25 protein-coding genes and 1 pseudogene are annotated in these 24893 nt (G+C 40.5%); 6 read left to right on the forward strand and 20 right to left on the reverse strand.

From position 1 onward, the window contains the following. Window positions 1-294: transposase (locus I8751_RS20475; RefSeq protein ID WP_214440955.1), on the forward strand; the 294-nt coding region annotated here is incomplete at its 5' end. A gap of 110 nt (window positions 295-404) precedes the next feature. On the opposite strand, the gene I8751_RS20480 is transcribed toward I8751_RS20475, so the two are convergent. The 10 genes from I8751_RS20480 to I8751_RS20520 form a co-directional block, all read right to left on the reverse strand. Beyond that, window positions 405-5525 carry an nSTAND1 domain-containing NTPase gene (locus tag I8751_RS20480; protein ID WP_214440956.1) on the reverse strand — a complete coding sequence of 1707 codons (5121 nt, stop codon included), beginning with the start codon at window positions 5523-5525 and terminating at the stop codon, window positions 405-407. 750 nt (window positions 5526-6275) lie between these two features. Continuing rightward, the gene (locus I8751_RS20485) at window positions 6276-6596 is read right to left on the reverse strand and encodes a DMT family transporter (RefSeq protein ID WP_225894284.1); all 321 of its coding nucleotides are present in this window, start codon (window positions 6594-6596) and stop codon (window positions 6276-6278) included. A gap of 407 nt (window positions 6597-7003) precedes the next feature. Then, entirely contained in the window at window positions 7004-7360 is a 357-nt protein-coding gene (locus I8751_RS20490) for an iron uptake porin (RefSeq protein ID WP_214440957.1), read from the reverse strand. A 130-nt stretch (window positions 7361-7490) separates the two neighbouring features. After that, window positions 7491-7745: an MFS transporter gene (locus I8751_RS20495; RefSeq protein WP_225894285.1), complete on the reverse strand. Its 255-nt coding sequence runs from the start codon at window positions 7743-7745 to the stop codon at window positions 7491-7493. An 81-nt stretch (window positions 7746-7826) separates the two neighbouring features. Further along, a complete protein-coding gene (locus tag I8751_RS20500) occupies window positions 7827-8825 on the reverse strand; it encodes an ABC transporter permease subunit (RefSeq protein WP_214440958.1) in 999 nt (332 codons plus the stop codon). Beyond that, the gene (locus tag I8751_RS29775) at window positions 8822-9082 is read right to left on the reverse strand and encodes a hypothetical protein (RefSeq protein ID WP_225894286.1); all 261 of its coding nucleotides are present in this window, start codon (window positions 9080-9082) and stop codon (window positions 8822-8824) included. The genes I8751_RS20500 and I8751_RS29775 overlap by 4 nt, the downstream gene beginning before the upstream one ends. Before the next feature lie 48 nt (window positions 9083-9130). After that, complete coding sequence (locus tag I8751_RS29780) at window positions 9131-9631, reverse strand: ATP-binding cassette domain-containing protein (RefSeq protein WP_225894287.1); 501 nt, start codon at window positions 9629-9631, stop codon at window positions 9131-9133. Window positions 9632-9767: 136 nt separating this feature from the next. After that, window positions 9768-10103: a hypothetical protein gene (locus I8751_RS20510; RefSeq protein WP_225894288.1), complete on the reverse strand. Its 336-nt coding sequence runs from the start codon at window positions 10101-10103 to the stop codon at window positions 9768-9770. Beyond that, complete coding sequence (locus tag I8751_RS20515; RefSeq protein ID WP_318780351.1) at window positions 10039-10455, reverse strand: type 1 periplasmic-binding domain-containing protein; 417 nt, start codon at window positions 10453-10455, stop codon at window positions 10039-10041. Before I8751_RS20515 ends, I8751_RS20510 begins: the two co-directional genes overlap by 65 nt. A 724-nt stretch (window positions 10456-11179) precedes the next feature. Beyond that, window positions 11180-11500: a DUF1815 family protein gene (locus tag I8751_RS20520; protein ID WP_214440959.1), complete on the reverse strand. Its 321-nt coding sequence runs from the start codon at window positions 11498-11500 to the stop codon at window positions 11180-11182. Window positions 11501-11636: 136 nt separating this feature from the next. Here I8751_RS20520 and I8751_RS20525 point away from each other — a divergent pair, with 136 nt between their 5' ends. After that, window positions 11637-12665, forward strand: coding sequence for a LacI family DNA-binding transcriptional regulator (locus tag I8751_RS20525; protein ID WP_214440960.1), 1029 nt, complete (start codon window positions 11637-11639; stop codon window positions 12663-12665). A gap of 54 nt (window positions 12666-12719) precedes the next feature. Here I8751_RS20525 and I8751_RS20530 read toward each other — a convergent pair whose 3' ends face one another. From I8751_RS20530 to I8751_RS20545, 4 genes are all read right to left on the reverse strand, one after another. Beyond that, entirely contained in the window at window positions 12720-13106 is a 387-nt protein-coding gene (locus tag I8751_RS20530; protein WP_214440961.1) for a nuclear transport factor 2 family protein, read from the reverse strand. A gap of 32 nt (window positions 13107-13138) precedes the next feature. After that, a complete protein-coding gene (locus tag I8751_RS20535; RefSeq protein WP_214440962.1) occupies window positions 13139-14329 on the reverse strand; it encodes an FAD-dependent oxidoreductase in 1191 nt (396 codons plus the stop codon). Window positions 14330-14411: 82 nt separating this feature from the next. Next, window positions 14412-15755, reverse strand: a complete 1344-nt coding sequence (locus tag I8751_RS20540) for an aromatic ring-hydroxylating dioxygenase subunit alpha (protein ID WP_214440963.1) — start codon at window positions 15753-15755, stop codon at window positions 14412-14414. 177 nt (window positions 15756-15932) lie between these two features. Then, window positions 15933-16295: a Lin0512 family protein gene (locus tag I8751_RS20545; protein ID WP_214441020.1), complete on the reverse strand. Its 363-nt coding sequence runs from the start codon at window positions 16293-16295 to the stop codon at window positions 15933-15935. Window positions 16296-16505: 210 nt separating this feature from the next. Here I8751_RS20545 and I8751_RS20550 point away from each other — a divergent pair, with 210 nt between their 5' ends. Next, on the forward strand, window positions 16506-17528 hold the full coding sequence (locus I8751_RS20550) for a S66 peptidase family protein (protein ID WP_214440964.1): 1023 nt from the start codon (window positions 16506-16508) through the stop codon (window positions 17526-17528). 171 nt (window positions 17529-17699) lie between these two features. Here I8751_RS20550 and I8751_RS20555 read toward each other — a convergent pair whose 3' ends face one another. The 4 genes from I8751_RS20555 to I8751_RS20570 form a co-directional block, all read right to left on the reverse strand. Next, window positions 17700-18320 (reverse strand): Uma2 family endonuclease, encoded by a 621-nt coding sequence (locus I8751_RS20555; RefSeq protein ID WP_214440965.1) that lies wholly within the window; start codon window positions 18318-18320, stop codon window positions 17700-17702. Between the two features lie 517 nt (window positions 18321-18837). Then, window positions 18838-19227, reverse strand: coding sequence for a type II toxin-antitoxin system VapC family toxin (locus I8751_RS20560; RefSeq protein WP_225894289.1), 390 nt, complete (start codon window positions 19225-19227; stop codon window positions 18838-18840). A gap of 2 nt (window positions 19228-19229) precedes the next feature. Beyond that, a complete protein-coding gene (gene vapB / locus I8751_RS20565; RefSeq protein WP_214440966.1) occupies window positions 19230-19448 on the reverse strand; it encodes a type II toxin-antitoxin system VapB family antitoxin in 219 nt (72 codons plus the stop codon). 357 nt (window positions 19449-19805) lie between these two features. After that, window positions 19806-20381 carry a hypothetical protein gene (locus I8751_RS20570; protein WP_214440967.1) on the reverse strand — a complete coding sequence of 192 codons (576 nt, stop codon included), beginning with the start codon at window positions 20379-20381 and terminating at the stop codon, window positions 19806-19808. 124 nt (window positions 20382-20505) lie between these two features. On the opposite strand from I8751_RS20570, the gene I8751_RS20575 reads away from it, so the two are divergent. The 3 genes and pseudogenes from I8751_RS20575 (at window position 20506) to I8751_RS20585 (ending at window position 22959) form a co-directional block, all read left to right on the forward strand. Next, window positions 20506-21522, forward strand: a complete 1017-nt coding sequence (locus I8751_RS20575; protein WP_214440968.1) for a hypothetical protein — start codon at window positions 20506-20508, stop codon at window positions 21520-21522. 122 nt (window positions 21523-21644) lie between these two features. After that, window positions 21645-21758: pseudogene (locus I8751_RS20580) on the forward strand (LD-carboxypeptidase); the annotation flags it as partial. Between the two features lie 103 nt (window positions 21759-21861). After that, window positions 21862-22959, forward strand: coding sequence for a hypothetical protein (locus tag I8751_RS20585; RefSeq protein WP_225894290.1), 1098 nt, complete (start codon window positions 21862-21864; stop codon window positions 22957-22959). Here I8751_RS20585 and I8751_RS30490 read toward each other — a convergent pair. After that, window positions 22916-23194 (reverse strand): DUF1345 domain-containing protein, encoded by a 279-nt coding sequence (locus I8751_RS30490; RefSeq protein WP_404800444.1) that lies wholly within the window; start codon window positions 23192-23194, stop codon window positions 22916-22918. The genes I8751_RS20585 and I8751_RS30490 overlap by 44 nt on opposite strands. A gap of 161 nt (window positions 23195-23355) precedes the next feature. Further along, complete coding sequence (locus I8751_RS20595) at window positions 23356-24873, reverse strand: phenylacetate--CoA ligase family protein (protein ID WP_214440971.1); 1518 nt, start codon at window positions 24871-24873, stop codon at window positions 23356-23358. Window positions 24874-24893 lie beyond the last annotated feature (20 nt).

A 24893-nucleotide genomic window follows, 5' to 3' on the forward strand; every position in this document is an offset into this window, starting at 1 on the left:
CAAGATATCCATATTATTCAGTTAGATAATGGAGCTTTTCATTTTAGCCAGCATCTTCAAATACCAGAAAATATCATTTTATTATTTCAACCTCCACACACACCCCAAGTTAATCCAATTGAGCGATTATGGGAGGAAATTAAAAGGCATTTAGCTTGGGAAAGCTTTGGAACTTTAGATGAGTTAAGACAATTTATCTGGAGGCGTTTGGAAAAATTAAACACATCAATCGTTGCTTCTATTACAGGTTGGGATTTTATTCTTGATGCTTTATTTGAATCAAATTTTTCGTGAATTGGTATAACGTATCACTGATGATTTTAATTAACCATAATGTAGCTTGAATGGCGATCGCAGCACAACATTTTTGGTCGCCATTTGTTTTGATTGGTGATGCACGTTAATTAATCGCCAAAACAACGTTGATATTCTTCTTGAGTGATATTGGGGTTAGTTATGAGATAATCGTGCAGGCGATCGCAAGCTTGAGTGAGTAATTGATTGAGATCTAATGTTTGTAGCTCTATCCCTTCCAGATTCCAGAGTTTGACTGTAGCATCCTGTCCACCAGAAGCCAGCATTGTGCCGTTAGGGCTAAAACTCACGCTTCTGACACCACCATGATGACCTGAGAAAGTTTTGAGCAAAGTCCCATTAGCAACATTCCAAAGTTTGATGCTGCCGTCATCACTCGCTGAGGCAATCATTTTACCATCTGGGGAGAAATTCACATTGGCAACCAAATCACTATGTCCCTGGAGGGTTTTGAGCAACTGACCATCCAGGCTCCAGATTTTTACAGTTTTGTCTTGACTGGCTGAGGCGAGAGTTTGACCATCGGGAGCGAAGCTAATACCCCAGACACTAGCACTATGCCCTTGCAGGGTTTTGAGTAGACGACCATCTAGACTCCAAAGTTTGATGGTTTTATCTGCACTGGCGGAAGCAATAGTTTTGCCGTCTGGGCTAAATTTGATGTTTGTTACCCAACCATTATGCCTTTGGAGGGTTTGGAGCAAGCGACCATCCAAACTCCAGAGTTTGATGGTTTTGTCAGCACTGGCTGAGGCTAGGGTCTTCCCATCTGGGCTAAAATCCATGCTCATTATCCATTGGGTATGACCCCCAAGGGTGCGGAGCAAAGTACCCTCACGCCTACGAATTTGGATAGTTTGGTCTGTGTTGGCTAAGGCAACTATGTTGCCATCGGCAGAAAAGCTAATACTGGTAACATTGTTAAGTGGAGAGATTAAGGTTTTGAGCAACTGACCATCCAAATTCCAGAGCTTCATAGTGTTATCAGCGCTAACTGAGGCAATGTTACTGCCATTAGAGATAAAACTAACGTTACTCACACTGCCTCTATGTCCGTAAAAGGTTTTTGGCAATGTTCGCTCTAGGTTCCAAAGTCTGACTGTGTTGTCATCACTAGCTGAGGCAATAATCTTACTATCTGGACTAAAACTTAAACTATTCACTTCATGGTTATGTCCTAGAAGAGTAGTCAGCAAGTTGCCATCACGACTCCAGAGTTTGATAGTTTTATCAGCACTAGCAGAGGCAATTATCTTCCCATTTGGCGAGAAAATAACTTGCCAAACACGATCTTTATGTCCCTCCATAGTCCGCAACAAAGTACCTTCACGACTCCAGAATTTAACAGTATAATCGGCGCTGGCAGAAGCAATTGTCTGTCCATCAGGGCTAAAACTAACACTTAAAACTCCTTTGGTATGTGCTGGTATGGTTGTCACTAGGCGACCATCCAAACTCCAAAGTTTAACTGTACCGTCATCACTAGCGGAGGCAATCATATCACCTGCTGAAGAAAAACTAACTCTGTTCACACCTTGGCTGTGTCCGTTGAAAGTTGTGAGTAACTTGCCACTAAGACTCCACAGTTTGATGGTATTGTCGTTGCTACCAGAGGCGATGAGTTTGCCATTAGGTGAAAAACTAACGCTATTGACTCCATCTAAATGTCCATTAAAAGTTGCAAGTAATTTACCACTGCGATTCCAGAGTTTGATGGTATTGTCAGTACTAGCAGAGGCTAAAATTTGACTATCTGGTGAGAAACTAACGCTGTTGACTCCATCGCTATGTCCGTTAAGAGTTGCCAGCAACTTACCACTAGGATTCCATAGTTGAATGGTGTTGTCAGCACCAGCAGAGGCCAGACTTTGACCATCTGGTGAGAAACTGACGCTAGTTACCCAAGAATTATGAATTAAACGATTGCGTTCTTGAGTTCCATAAACTGCTTGCTGGAGGATGGTTGCAGTGTGAGTTTGAACATCTGCTGGGATTGCGGGGACAATTTGCTGTAATTCCTTCCCGGCTTGCACACTAGCTAATAATGCTTCTAGTTGCTTATTGGAGAGAAGGAAGTTTTCTGACAAGGAATTGAGAGCCTGTATTTCTTGCAACTGGGCTTTTTGAGTTTGTTGGTAAGCTAAAACAGCTAAACCGAAAGCAGTTAGTCCTAAAATACTGATCATTGCTACAGCTCTTTGAGCTTGTCTGAGTCTGCTTTTTTCTTTTTGTTGTTGTCTTTGTCTGGCGATTAAGCAAGCTTCAATAAAACATTGCACATCAAAAGATAATTCATCGATGCAATTGACATAAATTTCTTCTGCCTCTGCTAGGCGCACACCTTGTAAAAGAAAATCAGCTTGTTCGTTGTTGTGCTTCCACAAAGCGGCTGCTTGCTCAATTTGACGCTGCGATCGCAAACGGGTACGATTTTCTTCTAGCCACCATCGCAATGTTGACCAGTAACGAATTAATACTTCGTGAGCTACTTCTATAGTTACAGGGGAATTAGGAAAGAAAGAATTGCTGTTTAGTTCTCCTTTGCTTCTTTGCCTGTCGTCTCCTTCTAAATTCACAACTACCAGTTTGGCAGCAGTTAAAACTTGCAATGTTCTTTCAACTAATGCCACAGGATATTTTCTAACGATTAACTCGGATTTGAGTATTCGTCGTCTGGTATCTTCTGTACCTTCACCTAACTGCGTCAGTGACAAAAAAATCCAGCGGGCGCACTCTTGTGCTTCTGGGTCTAAACTGTCGTAAACTTCTTGTGCTTTATTTTCTAGTGCCCCTTTAATGCCACCCAAGTTTTTTTGGTACGCCTGTAAGGTAATTACACCATGCTCACGACATTCCCACAATTGTTCTAATACAAATTCTAATAAAGGTAAATCTCCCGGTGATTGATTTAACTCTTGGATTAGCACTTCCACTAATTCTGACTCGACTGTTAAACCTACTTGTTCAGCGGGGTTAACAATGATGCGGCGATATTCTGCTTCAGTTAAGCAAGGGGGAAGCAATACACTCGATTGCTGTAAAAGCTTAGCTAGTGTGGGTATTTCTAAACAAGGCGCAATAAAATCGGCTCGCAAAGTAATAAGCAATTTAAACTTGTCTGGTGCATACTCTAGCGTCCCTAAAACAAGTTCTAAAAAACGCTGTCTATCTTCATTTGGTGCGAGGGTGAATAATTCTTCAAATTGGTCTATCACCAAAACTACCATTGGTTCTGGTCGCTGAAGTACCCAGTGAGCAAATCCTTTGACTCCTTGGTACAACATTCCTTCTAGCTGCATTTGCTGGTAAGATTTTTCTCGCTCTGTCCCGCTATCTACTAAGCAACGCGATAAAGCGTCTGAGGGATTTGTCCCAGGGCGAAAGCTTTTCATCCACCAGTCTTGACTACCTAGTAACTGTTTACCAAGTCGCAATTGGGCAATTAAACCCGCCTGCACTACGGAAGATTTACCACTCCCGGAAGCTCCCACCACGGCGATAAATGACTTCAATACCAAATCGCTAATTAGCTCTTGAGTAATGGTTTCTCTACCATAAAAATATTGTGCATCGGCTTCTTTAAAAGCCCGCAATCCCCGGTAAGGACAAATTCCTAAATCAATATTACCTGGAGACTTAATGCTTTTACTAGCGGGTATAACTTCAATAACGCCTTGTATGCCAGATAGCCAAACATGCAATGGCAAAACATTTTTACAAGCTAATTGTAATTCTGTAATCCAAGCGGCTGCTGATAAGCTATTTTGTTGGGCTGCTTGCAAAGTTGAGTGTAAAGCTTGGGCAAATTGTTCGGGGTGTTCTTTAGGGGAATTAGCAGCAATGATACATTGTCCTTGCTCAGATTCTAGTTGTAAGTCTTCTACCCAATCTTGTAAAACCTCACAACTTTGTGCTTCGATCAAGCAATCTAAGATAATGATTTGTTGGGTATAGGGAGAACGTCGGAGTTGTTGTCTTAGCCAAGAACGACTCAGGCGGATGTCTTCTACCATGACTAAGGCAGCTTCACCAACTTCAGATTCTTCAAGTCTGCCACGCAGATATAATAGTACTGTGGCAAAAGTGTCGAGATGACGTTGAGTTTTTGATTCAGTGGTGTCTAAACATTGCCCAATAGCTGCGTGTAAATCTTTAACAGTATGACTTGGCGTAGACGGCCAATACTCTAACTCAAAACCACCAACACTCTGGAGTAGTTTACCCAAAGCCAGGGTAGTTTGGTTGGTCAAAAGTCCTTCTAAAATTAGCGCCTGTCGCGGATGGGATAATTCCACAACCGCTGGTTTGAATCCCAAAATTACTTCTCCCACTCCTTCGACAATACGCTTGGGAGTTTGCTGTGGGTATTCAGAATAAAGTTTGGTATCGCCTCTACTTCTATTTTGTTGATTAATTAGCCGTAATTGTTGATTTGTTTGTTCAATATATTGCCGCGTCTGATGATAAACATATCGATAAAGTCCGTCAGCATCAATTAAACCCTGTGCATCAGCGGCTTCACCACGCAATCCGCGCATCAAATAATAAGTAACTACTCCATGTCCCAATTCGGGAAATTCCCAAGATTGTTGATTGGTATCACAAGAAAGTAGAGCATAAAATCCTTTGCTTTGTTTGGCTCGTTGGCGTAATACTTCCACCATAAGGGGTGTAGGGTTGGGCAAAGATGTTACTGTTGGGTTGCTTCTGGCTCCTCTAAATGTCAAACTACCACTATGACAAGCGTCTAGCCAGACTAACTGAGTTTGCGCCTCACTGTTTCCCAACAATTGCAAAAGTTCTTGTAAACCTAAACTGGTGTTGAGTAGGTTATCTGTTTGAGTATCTGTGAGGCACAAAACTGCTTGCTGCGAATTTGGCTCTAGTATTCCGTGTCCCGAAAAATAAAATAAAATTGTGTCTTGTGGTTGAGCCGCAGCAGTAATTTGGCTTAAACTAGCGCGCACAGTAGCAAGGGTGGGCAACTGTGAAGCAAAATCGTGGTAAGCTCGTTCTTCTCTATGGGGAAATCCTTGGGTAGCATCTGCTAAAGCGGCTGCTAAACCTTGACAATCAACAGCTGAGTAGCGGAGGGATGGTAGTCTTGGATCTTGGTATTGGTTGACTCCCACCAGCAACAGCCAAAGTTTAGTTTCCCCTACTTCTAGAATATGAGTTGAGTGACTGGTAGCAACACCGAGTGGAGACATACCGATTTGGGATGGGGAATTGGTAAATTGTGTAATTCAAAAAGTAGTAGGCGATCGCTAACAGCAAAAGCTCTTTTGTGCGATATTTACCCTATAGTTAACATGTTTGCTGATTTCGTTCAGCAATTTTTGTGTCAATAATTATATTATGAATACCATCTTGACATACTGTGGTGTCTGCTATGTGAAGTTATCATAAATCAGGTAGACAAAAATAGATACAAGTGTGTTTTAGTTATAAAAATCTTCATATCGGTGTTGACGCACTAACTACAAACTGTAACAGTTTGATGGCTATCTAAGTTATAGTTCCATCTTGGTTTTCAGTTAAGCAAAATTACATTGGCCGGATTGCGTCATCCATAAGTTTTCACAAGACCTCAAAAACCTAGTTTTTGAATGTAATCATGTTTGAACCTAAATTATTTATAAAAAATCAGCCAATTTGGCTACATTCATTTGATTACCTCTGCTAAAGTATGAACAGTAAATGACATAAAGGTTTTCTCCTTTGAGATTTACTACTCCTGGAAAAGCAGATGAAGCAGTATTTAAATCTGCTTAACATGCTTTCGCTAACAGCTTACTACTGTTCTTGTGGTAGCGATTGTCATAACTCCTCCTTACTTCAAAAGTAACAACTAGTAAAAGTCCTTGTTGGTTTAGTTATTGCTTACCTCGTCCATTTTAAGATGGATGAGGTATTTTCATTTGAGGCGATCGCTGTTCTTACCCTCAAACCATCTATATTTATTTCCTTGAGTTTAGTCCAATTACCCCTATAATAATTAAAATAATGGATAAAAATTTGACGGGTGTAAAAGATTCCCGAAACCAGAGAACACCAATAGTAGCAATTAAGGTAGTTCCTAACCCTGACCACACCGCATAAGCAACACTAACTTCTAATCTTTTAAGCGCGAAAGTCAAAAAAGTAAAACAAATTCCATAAAATACAAATATTAATATTGAAGGAACTGTTTTAGTGAATCCTTCAGAAAGTTTCATGCAAGTTGTGCCAGAAACTTCAAATATGATTGCTGCAATGAGATAAAGCCAACTAATTAACATAACTGTTATGGATGCTTGATAATGATATAAGAGCAACAGAAAACTTAATTATTTCTATTTAGCAGAAATACATTAGGTTATAGATTTTATGTTGAGTAATGTAAATACTTCTGCTACTATTACGACAAATTAATTTTGTGAATTCTTCCATATATCAAGAGTAATAATTTATTTATAGCAATTCTCGGTTATTTATATTTTGAGGAGTCATGCGTCTCATTTGCTAAAAGTATGTCTGACAAGCTTTGTTGGAGGTAATAGCAATGATGGGTATATTTTGGTTTTTGATTTTTTGCTTTTTTTTGCTGATTGGCTTAACGCTGTGGGCAGAGAGTTGGTTCTATGAAGAAGAGCAACGTTTATAGAAGTAGCTAATCCATTAATGAGATTTGATATTGAAACAGGAGTCAAAATACAGAAAAACTCTGTGTTTTGACTCCTGTCTTCAATAAATCGATTATACTGCAAATTAAAAATCGTAAAGTTGTACGAACTACCCCCACATACTGGGTATCATTATTGCTATTATTCTCTGGGTTAAGAATCACCCACAAACCAGGGGTTACTGAGATGTTGTCATTGACCCGCCAGCGATAAAATGCTTCGATGTGGTAAGCATTGTCATTCTCTTTAAGGACATCGCTATAGGAAACGTGCGGTGGTACACCAAAAAGGATTCCTGGCAAATTTCTCCTACCTCCGATATCAGGAAAAGAGACAACTAATGTATTGTTACTATCGCTATCAAAATTCAGCCGCGTCATTCTTGTACCTGTGACAGATGCAATCTGGCTTTAATTATTGGAATTTAAGAAGTTGCCGAACTCTAGACGGACTCGCAATAAATCTTTGCCTGTGAAGCTGCTTTCAAAGTTGATTTGTGCAACTACTTAATTACATGTGTTCTAACTCAATTCCTTTAGTTTCTTTGATGAAAAAGAGAACGAAGAACAATGAGATAGCTGCCGCAGTTGTATAAAGTCCATAGGCTGCACCCAACCCGAAATATTGCAGTATGGGAGGAAATGTCGTAGAAACGGCAAAATTCGCAATCCATTGCATTGCAGCAGCAACCGAAAGGGCAGCAGCACCAGCAATTAAGATGACATAAAATGTGTTGGATTTGCGACGAGCTGTTGTAGAGGTCATAAGTTTATATATTGAGAATTGGGCATTGGGCATGGGTGCAGAAAAAAGGAATTTCCCCCTGCTCCCTGCTCCCCTGCCTCTTTACCGTCTGGAACGTCTGCGGAGTCGGTCGATCATGACTGCAACGATAATTACTAAGCCTTTAACGACTAGTTGCCAGAAGTAGGACATGTTCAACAGAGTTAAACCGTTGTTGAGAACAGCAATGATTAATGCACCAAGAAGGGTACCGCCAATAGTGCCAATCCCGCCGGTGAAGCTGGTTCCACCAAGAATTACAGCTGCGATCGCATCTAATTCGTAGCCTTGACCTAAGATACCAGTAGCACTATAAAGACGGCTGGCACTCATGATGCCGGCTAAACCTGCCAGTAATCCACTTACACCATAGACAAACAGCAAGACGCGATTGACTTTGATACCAGTTAATCTGGCTGCGCGGTCGTTACCACCAACAGCATAAATTTGCACTCCTAAAACAGTCTGTCGGAGGACAAACCAACTAACTAACACAGTTAGTAAAGCAATTATCACTAGCCAGGGAAGGGGGCCTACATAGCTATTACCTATCCAAGCAAAGTTGATGTCACGGTTAATGACTGTTGTGCCATTGGCAACTAAAAAAGCCACACCCCGCAGAGCTGTTAGTGAACCCAGGGTGACAATAAAAGGTGGCACATCTAAATACGTGATCAAAGCGCCGTTGAGTAAACCCAAACACAATCCTGCCAACAAACCAGCAGGTACAGCTGCCCAACCTAAAGCCGGAACTAGCGATACTAATACTGTCACTACGGCAGAAACAGCCAATATTGAACCAACTGAAAGGTCAATACCACCAGTCAGAATCACAAATGTCATGCCAGTTGCCAGGACAATATTGATTGATGCCTGACGCAATATATTCACAGCGTTGCCTGCTGTGGGAAAATTGGGACTCAAGAATGAAAATAAGATGCAGATGAGTAGGAGAATTGGCAGAATACCTGCCACTTGCAGTAAATTGTTGATTGATCTACGCTGGCGTGCCTTGGGATGCTCAGTGGGTCTATTGTTTACAGGTTTTAAGGTTTGACTCATGATGCTAGTACCTCCGCTGCTCCAGTTGCATAGTACATAATGTTTTCTTGGGTAATTTCTTTACCAGGCCTGTTATCTAGTTCGCCTACTAGCTGTCCTTCTCGCATTACAAGGACGCGATCGCTCATGCCGACAATCTCTGTAAGTTCGCTAGAAACCATCAAAATCGCTACGCCTTGGGCTGCTAAATCGCTGATAATTCGGTAAATTTCGCTTTTAGCACCGATATCTACACCCCGTGTCGGCTCATCCAACATTAAAACTCTGGGTTTAATGGCTAGCCAACGTGCTAGCAGTAATTTCTGTTAATTGCCACCAGAAAGATCCACGGCTCTAATTTCCAAATTGGCTAGGCGGATATTGAAGTTTTCTACTGCTTGTGTCGCCAATTGATTGACTGAACCCCAATTCACAACGCCAGCCTTGGCATCCTGTTTAAGTGTGTTGAGGGCAATATTCTTACGAGAACTCATTTCCAGAAATAAACCCTGGTCTTTGCGGTCTTCTGGAACGTAGCCAATGCCAACATCAATGGCATCACCGGGCGAATTAATCTCCAGTTTTTTGCCATTCAAAAATACTTCACCACTTGCTTTGCGGTCAGCACCAAAAATCAGTCGGGATACTTCTGTGCGTCCTGCACCAACTAGCCCCGCTAGACCAAGAATTTCTCCAGCATGAAGTTTAAAACTTGTCGGCGCAACCTTGCGTCCGTCGCTAACATTTTTGACTTCCAGCACTACCGGACCAGGGTTGGTTTGCCGTTGATGTTCGTAAAAGTCTTGCATAGATCGACCGACCATCATTTGCACTAACCCTCTTTTATCACTTTGGGAGAACCCAATCGCTGAAAGCCTTTTGAGGCTTTAATTTCTAAGTTTTGGCTATAAATTTTAGTTACTGTTAGAAAATAAAGCCTCAAAGCTTGGCTCAATCAAAGTTTCAGAATATTGCTTCGATTATTGTTTTCCGAGAGTGACAGAACAGGGCTAATCGCTGGGGAGAAATTTCCTCACGTGTGAGACTGCCAATATATTGACCATCACGCAACACGCTAATTCGATCAGCTAACGCATAGATTTCTTCCATGCGGTGGCTGATGTAAATAATGGCAATGCCATCATGCCGCAGTCTGCGAATTACCTCAAATAAATGCTGAGTCTCGCGGTCAGATAAGGCTGCTGTTGGTTCATCCATCACTAAAACGCGACTGTTATCCTTTAACGCCCGTGCAATTTCCACCTGTTGCTGTTCGGCGATCGCCAGTATCGGCAGCAATAAAATTTTCTATTTGATTAAATTGTTGGTTGAGGTCGTAACCACTAGAAACGATGGTAACTCTAATATCATCACCGCCGATTTTTTTGGCTTCTTTCTCAGCCCCCTCTCCCATGACAACGAAAAAAGGGTTGCTTAAATCCCCAACAGTTACACTGACCGATCGCAATTTTATATCTTGGCTCTGTGTACTAACATTAGTAGCAGTTTTGACACCTGAATTATTACCAGTATTGCCATTTGGTGAAGTATTTGTACAGCCGACAACAGTACCGCTAACGATACCTAATATGCTAGCTGCGGTTGCGCGAAGCACGGTAACAGGGGCGATCGCAATTTTTTTTGCATTCATATCTCTCCAACAAAGTATTTGATTTTCAAGAAAATTAGCAGAATACTAATTCTGCAAAAAACATTTTATTATTTTGTGAAAACAACTTTGTAACACTGCATTGAAAAACAGCTTATTTTTAATTTTTATTGGTTTTTACTGCATCTTAGACTTAATTTGTCTTGAAATAACTTTAATCAACAAAGAAAAATTACTTATCTATGTCGTTCAAGTTATTTCTATTTAATTTTTGGCAGTAATTGAGTGGTTTTAAGCTTATTTCTCAGTTTAATCAAATTCATAACCTAATATAAAAATGTATTTATAAAAGTTAACGAAATAAAAATAAATATTTATTTTTAACAGTGAATTTTTGTATAGCAAAGGGCATATATCTTAGGACATATTGAGGGACTGAATATCAGGATTAGTAATATTTTTATCTCCTGCTTAATGCCTTATACTCTAAGTCTTAAATTGTAATATATTGAGTTTTCATCATTATTCTAAACACTCTCAATCATGAAGATTTCTTCTTCTGATTACTTAATGGAATAGCGATAAAAATTTTGCCCAATTTTTGACAAAGGCTTAATCTAAATGATGCTTACGTCATTTCATAATTCTTTTATTTTTCAGTAGTTTTACCTTTTAATTAATTTCTTATTTATCTTTGCACACGTGTGCAAAAACTTTTGTTAAGTTTTTTTATTCATGTATAGGGCTAATGCAAATCAGAAGAAATTTAATTTGTCAATATAAAATTAGGATACTTAACAATATCAGCCAATTTTTCTAACTGCTTTACCGCTTCTGCGCCTTCCAATTTCATTAATTCACGATCATTTCGCATTTCCATCCAAGTAATACCGTAGTCAGATACTAAAAACCGAATCAAGTGCTTTTCTTCCAAGCTAACCATAAATGAAGCACTTTTCATTTGGCTACTACCTGTATAAAAAGATGCGTGATAACCACGTTTTTCAAGTATGATTGACAAGGCTTGCAGGCTGATTACTAGGTTTTGGACGAATTGCTGATGTTGTTGCGCTAATCTGAGAAACATTAGTTTTCTCCTATCGCTATGGTGATGCGATCGCTTAATCGCTTGAGATTACTTTTGATGTAATTTAGTTGCCAAAACATGATGTTTTCGTAGAAAATATTATATGCACACGTGTGCAATAATTGAGTAAAGAACAATGGGTAAACGAAAAATCTCAATAGAAGATATTGCTCGAAGAGCAGGCGTTTCTCATTCTACAGTTTCACGTGCTTTGCGAGACAATCCTTTGATTAGCTCTCAGGTACGAGAAGAAATTAAGCAAATAGCGCGGGAAATGAATTATGTACCTAATGCTATTGCTCAAAGCTTGCAAAATCAGCGTACTAGTACCATTGGGGTAGTAGTAACTTCCATCGCAGATCCTTTTTTTGCGGAAGTAGTAGAAGGAATTGAACAAATAGCCAAATCAGCAGGCTTGAATGTTTTGTTAAGTACTTCCCACCGGGATGTTGAGCAGGAAATAGCAGCTATTGATAATTTTCATCGCCGGAGAGTAGACGGTATTTTAGTAGCCGATTCCCGAATTAGCAAACAGCAGAGGGAGCAAGTAGCGCAAATTGCTGTACCAACAGTTGTTATTAACAGCCAGATTGAAGATCAACCAGAAATATTTTATTCAGTAGCCATAGACGATCGCTTAGGCGCTCAATTAGCGGTAGAACATTTAATAAATCTGGGACACACCGCTATTGGTTACTTGGGTGTAGGCGATCGCAGTTTGTCAAACCAACAGCGCCTAGAAGGATACCGCATGGTTCTGAGGAAAGCAGGTATACAACAAATTCCTAATTGGGTAGCAATGAATGATCAAGACAATGTGAGAGCAAACGATGTGACTACTGGTCAAAAGATGCTACCTCAACTAGTCACAGCTGGGGTAACAGGCATCTTTTGTTATAACGATATGGTAGCAGTTGGCGCTCTCTTAGCCTGCCACGAATTAGGTATTTCAGTACCGCAAGATTTAAGTCTGGTCGGATTTGATGGAATTGCTCTAGGTTGTTACGTGACTCCGCCATTAACAACAATCAGCCAGCCAATGTTAGAACTTGGTCGCTCTGCTATGCAAATATTGCTCGATTTATTAGCAGAAAAAACTGTAGAAAATCGTGTTTTATCTCCTTGTCTGGTCAAGCGGGGTAGCAGTGCGCCAATAAATAATTGACAAATATATTAGCTGTAGAGACGGCGATTTATCGCGTCTCTCCAACCATCAATTTTAAGAACGCAGTTGAGCTATCATCTGAGCAGGGTTCCAGTAGGCGCGAGTTGTTTGAATTTTACCAGCTTCATTAATCTCAAAAATCGTGATGCCCTCGAAGGTTACTACCTTCTCACTCTTACTAATTCCTTTCATTGTCCACTTGACTGCTGCTTCATTGCCAGCAATGAAAATATGCTCGATAGTCGATTCTAGTTTTACAAAGACTGCTTGCAATTGCCCGATAAACTGACGGAATCCTTCATGAACTTTTGCAGGTGGTTCACCAACTGGATCATGGCTCAAGGCATCTTCGGCAAAGTTTTCTACCCAGCCTTCTGGATTCATCGCTTCAAAGTTGGCAAAGTAGGCATTCACAATACTTTCTATGGCTGCGGGTGTCATAGTATTAGTTTCCTTATTTCTCAGGCACAAGTTTAATTTCTCATGAATGGTTGGTATTGATACATCCAATCTTCAAACTCTGGCTGACTCACCTGCGCTTGATCTAATGCTTCCCGCAAAAATGTTTGGTTGTCAGACTCATAGGCGCGGCTTCCCTGAAAGGCGCTACGAGCCTGAATTACTTGGGTTCTTTGTATCCGACTGCTGTCATAGCTAGTCAGGGCTGATTCAATATTGGGCGCGTGGGTGAGGTACTGGGAGAGTTCCCAGGCATCTTCAAAAGCTGTATTTGCACCTTGTCCTAAAGACGGTACCATCGGATGGGCTGCATCGCCTAATAGTGTGACTCTACCTTGACTCCATCTGCGCAAAGGTGGTCTGTCCCAGATTGGGCGTTCCACAATATCTTCGGCGGGTGTTGCTGCAACGATCGCCTGTACTGGTTCTCCCCAACCAGCAAATTTTTCTAAGACACGTAATTTTACATCGGTGGTACTAGAAGCTAAAGAATCTTTCTCAGATAGCGCTCCAGCACTCCAAAAGATGTATTCATCACTGACATCGACTAACAAAAAGTTTTTGCCTTCCGGTGCTGCCATTAATACTACTTCGTCTGTAGGCAACAATTCATGACTATATTTAACTACAGCTCGCCACGATAGCCGTCCCGCATAGAGAGGAGAACCGTCTCCAATCAGTTTTTGTCTGATATTTGAGTGTATACCATCAGCTCCTATTAGTAGATCTGCCTCTACTATTTCGCCATTATCAAAAGACACTTTAACGCCACTGTCAAATTGCTCAAAGCCAATGCAACGATGATTGAGGTGGATGACATCGCTGGGAAGTGCAGCAGCCAAAATCTCTTGCAAACGTGACCACCGAATGTTTAACATTGGTTGCCCGTATTTTTCCATGAGAGTGATTGAGTTTTGTGCAATCATCTCTCCGGTACTTTTTTTAAAGTTGGTGACGCGGGTTTGGCTAGCTGCGTGTTTTAAAGAATCAACTATCCCAGGAGCGATCGCCTCTAAACTATTCAAGCCGTTGGGAAACAGCGTCAATCCTGCGCCGACTGGTCGCAAAGACTGGGCTTTTTCGTAAACCTGGGCATCAATACCTTGTTTTCGTAAAGCGATCGCCACTGCTAAACCACCAAGACCAGCACCAATGATGGCAACTTTCTCTACAAGAGGATATTGAATTAGTTGATTTTCAGTCATAGGTCTGAGAGTTTTTTCAATAGCAATACCGTTCAGTTAGCCAAAAAGCTTCATGTATAGACGCGATAAATCGCGTCTATATTTAGTGGCGAGTGTAGGAACGCTCAAACTGAGTTTTAAGTTTCTGGGCAAAAACTGCCAAACCAACTGTTAGCAATGCTGCTGAGACTGTAGCTATTTTCAGTGGATAATTATCTACTAATATGGCTATAGCTGCAAGAGCGATCGCTACTCCAATAAAAGTTTGTTTCAATTTGTTTGTGATTTGATAAGCTTGATTGCAAGAACTGCAAATTTGTGTATGTTGTGAAAATCTGTCTAGGGGTGTCAAATTTAGATTAGGTTCGCTTTTATCTATGTTTTTTGCTGAAGCATAGCCTTGATAAAATGGTAAAGATGAACCAAATTTATCCAGCCACTTACGGTATTCAATTAGCAATGTGTCAGAAGTTTTGAGTGGTAAATAGACTTGTTTGAGATTTTGTCCTAAATGTTCCACTTGTGCTTTTTGTTGCACAACAAGTTGCAAATCTCCTTCCAAGATTTTGTTACGTACTAAAATATGGTCTAACCAAAGAGGCATATTTTTGAGTTTCCAAGTGAAGAAATTACCATAGTTTCTCAGTAAAATTCGGCATCTATCCTTACCAAGAGGGATGGAATACAAAGCTACTCCTCCTAGCCAACCTTTTTGTACAATGTTGATTTTATAAATAATTAAGTTGGGAGCAATGAAATCTAAAGAATTCCAAGATGCATTAGGTGTACGCGTATATTTATATCTTCCACGAATCCCTTTATTAGAGCTTTCAATGACTTCCATTTCTAATGGTTGAGCATCGTCTCTTCTCCCCATAATGCCATCATGACTAATGGGAATGTGAGCCGGATCAATCACATTTTCGATGAAATAGCTTTGGTCATAAGGAAGGTCGCGCATATAATCTGTGCTGACAAATATTGGGTTTTCTAAATCAGCTAAAGTCGGGATAAGTTCTTCTACAGCGGCTTCACCTGCTTGCGCCCATATCCAAATGATGCCTTGATGTTCTACAACTTTAAATGATTCTACGCAAGCATTAACAGGGATTTTTACATCCGCAGGTAACTGAGGAATATGCAGACATTGACCGTCTTGGCCAAACTGCCAACCGTGATATGAACATTCGATTTTGCCGTCAATAATTTGCCCATCAGAGAGTCTAGCTGCGCGGTGAGGACAACGGTCTGTTAAACAAATTAGTTGTCTATCTTTGTTTTTGAATAAAACAAAGGATTCATCGTATAAAGAAAAGCTATAAGGATGATCTTTTGGTAAATCTTGTGCAAAACAGACAGGATACCAACATTTTCTCCAATTAAATTCTTGTTTTTCTTCAGTTATCTCTAAGGTAGAAGTCGGTGTTATCTGGATTTCTGATGTCATAAATTTGCTTTAAGTAACGATTATCCAAAATTATCTGTCCTGATCTTATCTAAAAAAGATTTGGACAGAGATTCTAAATAAATTTTCAGTCCAGAAAGCTAAATTTTCCCAGAGTTAACCCATAAATACAGTAGTTGTGACTTCATATTTTACAGTTTAGTCTTCAAACTAAATCCTTCAATTTTCAATCAGAACTGTAACAGCCGCGATCGCTATTAACATTTCATCATTTTTATCTTTGAGAGATGCAATTGCTCGTCCTTGCACTACCATTCCCCCTAATTCTACGGTGAGGCTTTTTTTACCAAACGGTAGTACGGCTAATACCTCTGCTTCTCTGACTTGTTCTGGATAGGGTACTGCTACTTTAACTTCGACAATCATCTCGTCCGGACTACTCAAGCCAGCGACTTCCCAAACACCAGGTAAAGCATTGTGAGCGATCGCGTTACGTACAGCTCTTGCTGCTGCTACAGTCGGCTCTTGTCCATGCTGATCTATTCCCATCCCCATCTCGATAATCAAGCGTTTACGCTCCACTGTTACCTCCTGCAAATCTTTCTTTTTCACTTTATCGCTCAATAAGACAGCAGCATACTTCCTTTTAGAGAGATTATTGAGCCTTAAGATAGATAAATCACTAAATAACACCAGTTTTCTAAAATCTGACAACAGATTTAAACCCAAAAAGCCAAATCAAATCTGAATTTCTTAATTAATTACGAATTACGAAGGGGCTAAACTTTCATCATGAAGATGAAGCGCCGACAATTCCTCGCCACTTGCAGATTAGCTACCTTAGCTACCCAAATTACACCAATTGCTGCTCAAGAACAGCAATTATTGCCCAACATCATCCTTAAACCACCCCGCCTGCGAGTTGGTGATACTGTAGGATTGATTGCTCCGGCGGGTATCGTTGATTTAGAAGATATTGCAACAGCGAAGCAAGCGATTACAAAATTAGGATTAAACGTCAAAGTTGGGGCGCATATTGCAGATCGTTATGGTTATTTAGCAGGTAAAGATGCTGATCGCGCTCAAGATATAAATAATATGTTTAGCGATCGCTCTGTGAAAGCGATAATGACTATGCGTGGTGGTTGGGGATGTAATCGCCTTTTACCTCTACTTAATTACACCCTAATTCGCTCTCATCCCAAAATTATCATTGGCTATAGTGATATTACTGCCTTGGTGTTAGCAATTCATGCTCGTAGCCGAGTGATGACTTTTCATGGCCCCAATGCCACCTCTACCTGGAATCCATTTACTATAGATTACCTCAAGCGCGTTCTCTTTCATGGTGAAGCTGTATCAATGACAACTGTTCAGCCTAGTGATGTGCAAGTGCAGACAATCGCGCCAGGAAAGGTGAAAGGTAAACTTATGGGTGGTAACTTGTCGGTGTTATCAGCAATGGTGGGTTCGCCTTATTTACCTTCTTGGTACAAAAGCATTTTGTTTGTAGAAGACTTAAACGAAGATGTTTACCGAATTGACCGAATGCTGACTCAGTTAAAAAACGCTGGCATACTTAACCAAATTGCTGGTTTTATCTTTGGACAATGCACTGATTGTAGTTTAGGAGATGAGCCATCGTTCACTTTAATGCAAGTATTGCAAGATCACATACTTCCTTTGGGTATTCCTGGCTGGTATGGTTCGATGATTGGTCATATTCAAAATAAATTTACCTTGCCAGTTGGTGTAGAAGTTGAAATTGATGCTGATGCTGGCACAATTAAATTGTTAGAAGCGGCTGTTAGTTAAGCTTAACAACCTGCAACGCCAAATTATATAGTTATTTTTGCATTAATTAGGCGATCGCTTTGTGGATAAAACACCAATTTCAAATCAATAAAATGTTCGCGGTATAAAAATTACGAATTACGTAACTTGCTTTTCGCCCTTGGCGAGTATTACGAATTACGAATTAAAACGCTACACCACACCAGCTTGAAAAATCTGGGTTGGAGTGAGATTTAATTCAGGGAAAGTTTGGGAGATAATGCGGTCGCTATCTCGAAACTTATTTATCTGATATTCTCCATCTACTAAGTTACACACAGAGATTGTCGGTTGTTTGGGATTGCCGATAAAATTGCGTCCACCCAATGCCGCATAGTCTATAATCCAGTACTCCGAGATACCCATCTCTTCATAATCAGCATATTTTAAGTGGTAATCGTCCCGCCAGCTAGTTGATACAACTTCGATAATTAGAGGTATTGATGCACCTAAAGTGACAATAGATTCTTTTTTCCACAATGGTTCATTTACCAGATTTGTCCGATTTAGCACCAACACATCAGGAAAATAACCAGAATCTTTTTCGAGAGGTCTAACTATAACTTGATTGGGGACAATATAGGGGAGTCCTAAACGTTTAATTTCAAAAGGAATTTCGATACCTAAAAACCCTTTAATTTCTTCGTGGTCTCCTACTGGTTGTGCCATTTCCACAATATTTCCATTATGCAGTTCGTAGCGTAAGCCAGCGTTTTCAGGCAGCCAATCAACAAATTCCTCAAAGGTTACTAGCTTGGGTATGGCTTGAGTCATAGATGATAGAGAGTTACTGAATCATAGAAATATTATCTCTAATTCAGCGATCGCATTGCTTGTGAATTAGCTTAAACTAAGGTTTTTCCGAACGTTCCTAGTGGGTTAGTAAAATATGAGGGAGATTTCAACCCTACTTCTCGGCGTATGCGTTTTCCACGGGGAACATGGATAGATCAACCTGCTCCATTCTGGACAGCTTTCGGTTTTCAAGGCCAATTCGACAAAAACTTAGAAACGTTTTCTGGGAAAATGGTTCATCATAGTTGCAAAACTATTAATCTAAGCAGAAAGGACAGCTAAAACAAATCTATTGAGTTTAGTACACGTCACTGTCAAAGCGGTTCGGAAATATCGACACCTAATGTTAGGTTTTACTTCGTTCTATCCAACCTACGAATGATTAAATTCCATACCCTTTTTGTAGTGAGATGTACTTAGTGCGCTGCTCTTTTAGATTGGGTTGAGATAACGTAGCACAATCCCGTAGGATAACTGAACATTGTTTTTATGAATTTCAATCCCATAGCCTTTGAATGGGATAAGCATCAAACTTGACATCTTTGCTAATCACAACAAGAGAGTGATTTATGGCTTGAACAATTAACATTCTATCAAAGGGATCGCGATGATTTGATGGAAAATTTAGCCCTGAATATAACTCAATATCTTTATCCATAATTGGCAATATTTGAATGTTTATATATTGCAATTCTTTAGACAAATCTTCAATTGAACGATGAATTTTTAACTTACCTATATTAATTTTAATAGCAATTTCCCAAAGGCTAACAATACTAAAATATAAGTTGTCTTTTGTATCAATAATGTCCTTAACTTTAATCGATAGATTGGGATCACCTAGTAAATACCACAGCAAAGCATGAGTATCCAAAAGAAATTTCATAATTACATATATTCTGCTAAATCTTCTAATGGTTCATCAAAATCATCTGACATAATGATTTCATTTGCCCAGCTACCATAACCATGACCAGTTTCTATCTTTTCCTGAGATTGTTGATGTGTATACTTTTCTCGTAAATATTCTGCATAATGTAATAGTTCTGCCTTGAGAGATTCCGGCAGACTAATAAAGACTTTCCATAAAGCTAGGTCAGTATTCATAACTTTTATTTTCTTAAAATTAAGTACAAGTATCTAAATAATACAAGTTGCTAGTTATGTAGATATAGTTTGTAAATTTTGTAATTGCTAATTACTTGTTACTTTTTATGGACTACCAATCCTTAAATTGATGACTAGCAACTTAGTTTATTAAAATTATTTATTTTATGATTATAACAGATGCAGTCTTGTAGGTTGCACCCTCCGACAGCGTAACGAGGACGTAATAAAAATATGCTACTCGTTGGCGATTGATAACAAGCGATGTCACCAAGCAAGGAGCATCTAACCTACGGTTTTGGGTGATGCGTTAGCGAAGCGCGTAATGCATCCTACAATATCGGGCGATCGCACCTTTCAGTTTGTCAAACTTACCACTCGTTGCTGCAAAACTTGTACAGAACCGATCGCAATTTGAATTAAAGGCCAGCCTATTAAACATATAAATGCTGCTCGTTGAGTAGTAATATCTAAACCTTGGCGCACTGCGACAATTACCGCCAATAAACTCCACATCGCCAATATCAGCTCGATTGGTCGTCCTAGTAAGGGAATAAGGGTTAAAAAATTTAGTAATTGCGGTGCATAGGCAAAGCCTAGGGGAATAAGTAAGTCACCATAAGTAGGATCGATTGGTTTGAGCCATTGCCCAATTTTCCAAATTGTGAATGTCCAAAAATAGTATCCTGTAACAATAGCGATCGCATCAATCAAAAGACCCGCCAAAAGTACAAAAACCGTAGCTCGATTGATTAATAAAATTACACCAATACCTATGGCATGAGAAACAGCAGCTAAAATTACAATACTTAAGGCTAACCTCCGGTTTTGCTGTGTATTGAGAGCATTTTCATAGAAGTCGCCATTCAAAGCTAGAGCATACCAAAGTGTACTACACAAACTTGATCTTGATTTTTTATTATTGCTGCTCATTTTTTCTAACTAATGAAGGATGAGAAATTACAAAACGCAGAATTTTATAAAATAAGCAATCAAAAATCAAAGCTTTAAGCTCAAAATTATTTTATTTATTAACTATATAAAACAATAATCTCAAATGCGTAGAATTGGCGGACAAATATTGCTATTGTTGCAGAGTGGAACATTAAAGTTGTTGGTTTTTGCAGGGATAATACTTCTTGCCTGGGGAACTGTTGCCCCTGTTGGAACTTTAGTATGGTGGTTGAGTCAAAGTTCTGAAAGTTTGGGGATTAAAAAAAACCTAGCGAAAAATTTATCCAGAGATAGCCGTTCACCTAAAGTTGATAAATCAGAAAATATTGATTGCTACATAGTTTTTTTACCAGGAGTGGGAGATTTTTCCGCCAACCAATTAACTCCAGGTGAAGAATTTTTTCTACATAAATTAGAGCAAATTCATCGTAATTGTGTAGCAGTACGAGATGTTTTTCCTTATTCTATTGCTAACGAAAGTTTAGGAGGGCGACGGTTATTAGCACCTCTGTGGAGTGCCGCTGAAAAAGCAGATGGTTGGTTCTCTAATACAGATATTTTAATTAAAATTCGTAATCTCTGGCGGTTTGCTATTTCTGCCGATGAACGCTATGGACATATTTATAACTTGGGAATTGCGGATGTGATCGTTAATCGCATGAATGCCGTACATCCTTTATCTAAACGTCCAAAACAAGGGCTAAAACTGATTTTAGTTGGAACCAGTGGCGGAGTGCAAGTCGCTCTTGGTGCGGCTCCTTATCTTGATAGGTGGCTAAATGCTCAATTATTTGTTGTCTCCATAGGTGGTGATTTTGATGGTGAAGAAGGCTTTGAGGTAGTTGAGCATGTGTATCAACTCGTAGGTCGCCGAGATTGGATTGAAGATCTTAGCCAGATTGTATTTGCTTCACGCTGGCCAATCACAGTAGGTTCACCTTTCAATCAAGCTCGTCGTCAAGGACGTTATACAGTTGTGAAGACAGGTCCTCATGCTCATAGCGGTTCTCAAGGCTATTTTGGTACAACAACAATCGGACAAAGCCAAACAACTTATGTAGAATTAACACTCAAAAAAGTAAATCAATTGCCAATTTGGTCTAATCAAAATCAGAAGTAATAGTTTTGATGGTTCAAACACATCATTTGTCATCTTGGCATCACCACAAACGTAGTAATTACATTGCTGATGATTCAATATCTTCGACACTTTTGGGCGGTGAGGTGTATATTCTTGGCTAGTATGGTTCGATGATTGGTCATATTCAAAATAAATTTACCGTGCCAGTTGGTGTAGAAGTTGAAATTGATGCTGATGCTGAGACAATTAAATTGTTAGAGGCGGCTGTTAGTTAAAGGCTTTTTTCTCAGGGCTTAAGTGCTAAACATATCTACTGCCGTTTAACTCAACTGTTAGCGTCACGATACGAGAGTGTGTATGCGAGTAAATGCTATTGTAATGACTCTGGTGGTCTCATTTGCTACGGCGCGGGGTGCTTACGCACAAGATACCGACATCACGAGCGAACCATTCATGCGGGCCGCGCTGACGCTGATGACGTTCGACTACTTCGCCACGAAATGCCAGCAGGGTCGCGGCTTCGTTGCTAGCGATGCCGCCAAGATCGAGGCGTGGCAAACCGCGAACGGTGTTGCTCAGCTCCGCGTGCGCCTGAGCGACCTTGATCGGTACCCCACCCAAAAGCAGCAACTCGATCAGGCTTTGACTGGGCTCACTGAAAAGATCGCCGATCAACGCGTCAATATAGATGCGTGCGCTGCGGCATTGTCGGTGTCGAAGTTGCCAGACGCGCAGTTCGCTAAGGTTTCGCCACAAATCCTCGCGCCGGTGAGCAGTCCGTCTAAAACACCCAAGAAGGCTGAACGATCGCCTTCCAGCACGTCTGCAATTGTTCCTTCCCAGTTGGATGCCAAAATGATGGCTCAGATCGATAGCTTCGGCTTCGATTCGCGCATGAAAATGGGCATTGGTGGCTTCTTGACCGTCGATGTCTATCCTGTCGTGTTCTTTCGGAATGGCGATGCGCTCACCAATGTCAAAGGGCTTTCGTTCAGCGGCGGACTCGAAGCTCACAAACGTGCCTTACCGGGCGAATGGACACGTTGGCGTCGTCAGGGTGGCAAGCTGCAACTTGCACGCAAGCGCGGCTGGAAAGCATTACCTTTCCAGACGACCTATCCGAAATTGCCAGATGATTTCAAGCTTGATGGGTTCTTTCGCTCACTTTCTGGTGCAGGGACGGTTGCGATCGGAGGTAGCGAGTCGATCGCCGTTTGGAATGACTATCGCTTCTCGGCCGATGGTCGAGTTATACGCGGCAAAGGTGCCAGTGGACGTGCGGAGTCCGGTGATGCATCTGTTGTTACCAGCAACTTAGCGCCGAATCAGCGTGGTCGCTATCGTGTCGAAGGTCTGATGTTGTACATCACTTACGATGACGGTTCAAGCGAGCGTCGCATCCTGATCACCGATCCGAAAGATCCAAAAAGTGCTATTTGGCTCGATGGGGTTGCCTATCCACGCCAAAAGCAGTGATGACTGAAAGGATTATATGTAGCGTCAGTAGAGTTGAGGAGATACCTTTTTTATTATTGAGCAAAAATCCAATAGCTAAAACACTAACACAGGCGGTAGTAATAATGATTGTGAATATACCCCAACGACCTTCATATTCATGTTGGGCATAGCGGTGTATCTTTTGGGGGTTGCTTTCACCATCTTTGCTAAAGTCAAGCTTAAGAAACAAATAGTACCAAAATTCCAGGCACAAAGAATTCGAGTAGCTAAGTGTAGCTAACTTGGTAGTAATGCTGAAATTACTAAAGAAATCCCAACAGAAACGAGCATTCGAGATCGAGCATCAAAATTTTTGAACAACTTCGGTAAGTCAAAATGGGTTTATTTTTACAAATGATTTAGGATTGCTATATATCAACTGCGTGTATAACGATGCTTCACTCCAACGGGGAAGTATTCTGCATCGCCTGTTGCAGTTAATGTCACTTGTGGCATTTGATATTCTGAAGGGACATAGTTAGCAAATTCGCTATTGAGGCGCAATAGTTGGGTAAGAATTGAAGATGCTATGGTCTGTCGTTTGTCTTCGCTACTTTCTACTTTTGGTGCTAATTCCACAACTATTGATAAAAATCGGTTTTTATCGATATCTTCTCTAACTTGCAAGACAAACTTACCTGTCACCCATGCTTGAATTGCTGGTTGTTCTAATCCCACGGTCACATTCTCAGGATAGATATTAGCCCCAAAGTAAGAAACAGTAAAGTTAGAACGTCCGAAAACATAGACGAAAGGTAAAGAATGAATACCTCTAGGTGATTGCTGATTCTCAGAACGCAGTTTTTCCAGGGGATCAAATCCCCATTTTGCCAAAAACTGGAGCATAGCATCGTAACTAATTAATCCGCCAGTATCTAAGATGTCATAACGCACTAACGGAATACCATTATTTCCCGAAAATAATAATCTGCCATCTTGAACTTCAAAAAAGCGGCTTATAGGGTCATACTGCACCAATGTAGGTAAGCGAGATTCCCCAAATAAAGCTTTAGCAGCATCGGGATGTTCTGCTAAAAAGCGCCGGATGCAAATACTTAAAGGTGTTTCATTACCCAAAATGCCTGCATCCGCAGTACCGTAGAGAGATGCAAAATCATAGCAAGGATTTTGAGAACCAACTCTATCACCAACTAAACTCCGCCATTCTTCACTGAATACTTCCCCCGCCATGACTAATTTAATTTGATATTGCTGCCACTCTACACCACGGGAAATGCCAGTATCAATTACATCTTTGAGAAATGGTGGATATCCCAATAATACAACTTGCTCAAAATTTACACCCAATTCTTGGACAACACGCAAAATTTCTTCTTTGTTATTACCAGGAGTAATTACGGTGACAAGATAATTTTTGCTAGCAAGATAACGACAGCAATTAGTGGTGAACATTCCCCCTACCCAAGTACCTAGGGTGAAACAAATCACCGCTAAGGTGCGTCTAGTATCTGCTTTAAAACTATCGTGAAATATCTGCTCAAAACGTGTAGCGATTTGTAGTTCATCTGTGAAAAAACGAGGCCAAAATGTTGGTTTACCTGTGGAACCAGAGGAAGCAGCAATCATATCGCATCCTTGCAACTGCCCATAACGGCATAACTCAGCCAAGGGATAACGCGATATATAATTTTCCTTGGCGATCGCTGGTAGTTGCTGAAAATCTTCAAAGCTTTGAATAGCACCGGGATCAATTCCTTGTGCGGCTAAAAAAGCCTTGTAAGCAGGTACATTGGCAGCCACATCGTAAAATAAGCTTAAGGCTGCTGATTGGCTAGAAGTCTGGAGATGTTGTTGTAGTAATCTTTCTAAGGGGGTAGATACAAAATCTTCAAATGCCTTAATTGCCCGCTGACTTGGTGAATTGCAGTTCATGACGCTTGTTGCTTATCCTG

Origin of the sequence: Atlanticothrix silvestris CENA357 (assembly GCF_016056295.1) — a bacterium.
In the GTDB taxonomy this organism is placed as follows: domain Bacteria; phylum Cyanobacteriota; class Cyanobacteriia; order Cyanobacteriales; family Nostocaceae; genus Atlanticothrix; species Atlanticothrix silvestris.

Coding starts and splice junctions, on each gene's coding strand:
- I8751_RS20480 (WP_214440956.1), bottom strand. CDS start 5,525: ATGTCTCCACTCGGTGTTGCTACCAGTCACTCAACTCATATTCTAGAA.
- I8751_RS20485 (WP_225894284.1), bottom strand. CDS start 6,596: ATGTTAATTAGTTGGCTTTATCTCATTGCAGCAATCATATTTGAAGTT.
- I8751_RS20490 (WP_214440957.1), bottom strand. CDS start 7,360: ATGACGCGGCTGAATTTTGATAGCGATAGTAACAATACATTAGTTGTC.
- I8751_RS20495 (WP_225894285.1), bottom strand. CDS start 7,745: ATGACCTCTACAACAGCTCGTCGCAAATCCAACACATTTTATGTCATC.
- I8751_RS20500 (WP_214440958.1), bottom strand. CDS start 8,825: ATGAGTCAAACCTTAAAACCTGTAAACAATAGACCCACTGAGCATCCC.
- I8751_RS29775 (WP_225894286.1), bottom strand. CDS start 9,082: ATGTTGGATGAGCCGACACGGGGTGTAGATATCGGTGCTAAAAGCGAA.
- I8751_RS29780 (WP_225894287.1), bottom strand. CDS start 9,631: ATGATGGTCGGTCGATCTATGCAAGACTTTTACGAACATCAACGGCAA.
- I8751_RS20515 (WP_318780351.1), bottom strand. CDS start 10,455: ATGAATGCAAAAAAAATTGCGATCGCCCCTGTTACCGTGCTTCGCGCA.
- I8751_RS20520 (WP_214440959.1), bottom strand. CDS start 11,500: ATGTTTCTCAGATTAGCGCAACAACATCAGCAATTCGTCCAAAACCTA.
- I8751_RS20525 (WP_214440960.1), top strand. CDS start 11,637: ATGGGTAAACGAAAAATCTCAATAGAAGATATTGCTCGAAGAGCAGGC.
- I8751_RS20530 (WP_214440961.1), bottom strand. CDS start 13,106: ATGACACCCGCAGCCATAGAAAGTATTGTGAATGCCTACTTTGCCAAC.
- I8751_RS20535 (WP_214440962.1), bottom strand. CDS start 14,329: ATGACTGAAAATCAACTAATTCAATATCCTCTTGTAGAGAAAGTTGCC.
- I8751_RS20540 (WP_214440963.1), bottom strand. CDS start 15,755: ATGACATCAGAAATCCAGATAACACCGACTTCTACCTTAGAGATAACT.
- I8751_RS20550 (WP_214440964.1), top strand. CDS start 16,506: ATGAAGATGAAGCGCCGACAATTCCTCGCCACTTGCAGATTAGCTACC.
- I8751_RS20555 (WP_214440965.1), bottom strand. CDS start 18,320: ATGACTCAAGCCATACCCAAGCTAGTAACCTTTGAGGAATTTGTTGAT.
- I8751_RS20560 (WP_225894289.1), bottom strand. CDS start 19,227: ATGAAATTTCTTTTGGATACTCATGCTTTGCTGTGGTATTTACTAGGT.
- vapB (WP_214440966.1), bottom strand. CDS start 19,448: ATGAATACTGACCTAGCTTTATGGAAAGTCTTTATTAGTCTGCCGGAA.
- I8751_RS20570 (WP_214440967.1), bottom strand. CDS start 20,381: ATGAGCAGCAATAATAAAAAATCAAGATCAAGTTTGTGTAGTACACTT.
- I8751_RS20575 (WP_214440968.1), top strand. CDS start 20,506: ATGCGTAGAATTGGCGGACAAATATTGCTATTGTTGCAGAGTGGAACA.
- I8751_RS20585 (WP_225894290.1), top strand. CDS start 21,862: ATGACTCTGGTGGTCTCATTTGCTACGGCGCGGGGTGCTTACGCACAA.
- I8751_RS20595 (WP_214440971.1), bottom strand. CDS start 24,873: ATGAACTGCAATTCACCAAGTCAGCGGGCAATTAAGGCATTTGAAGAT.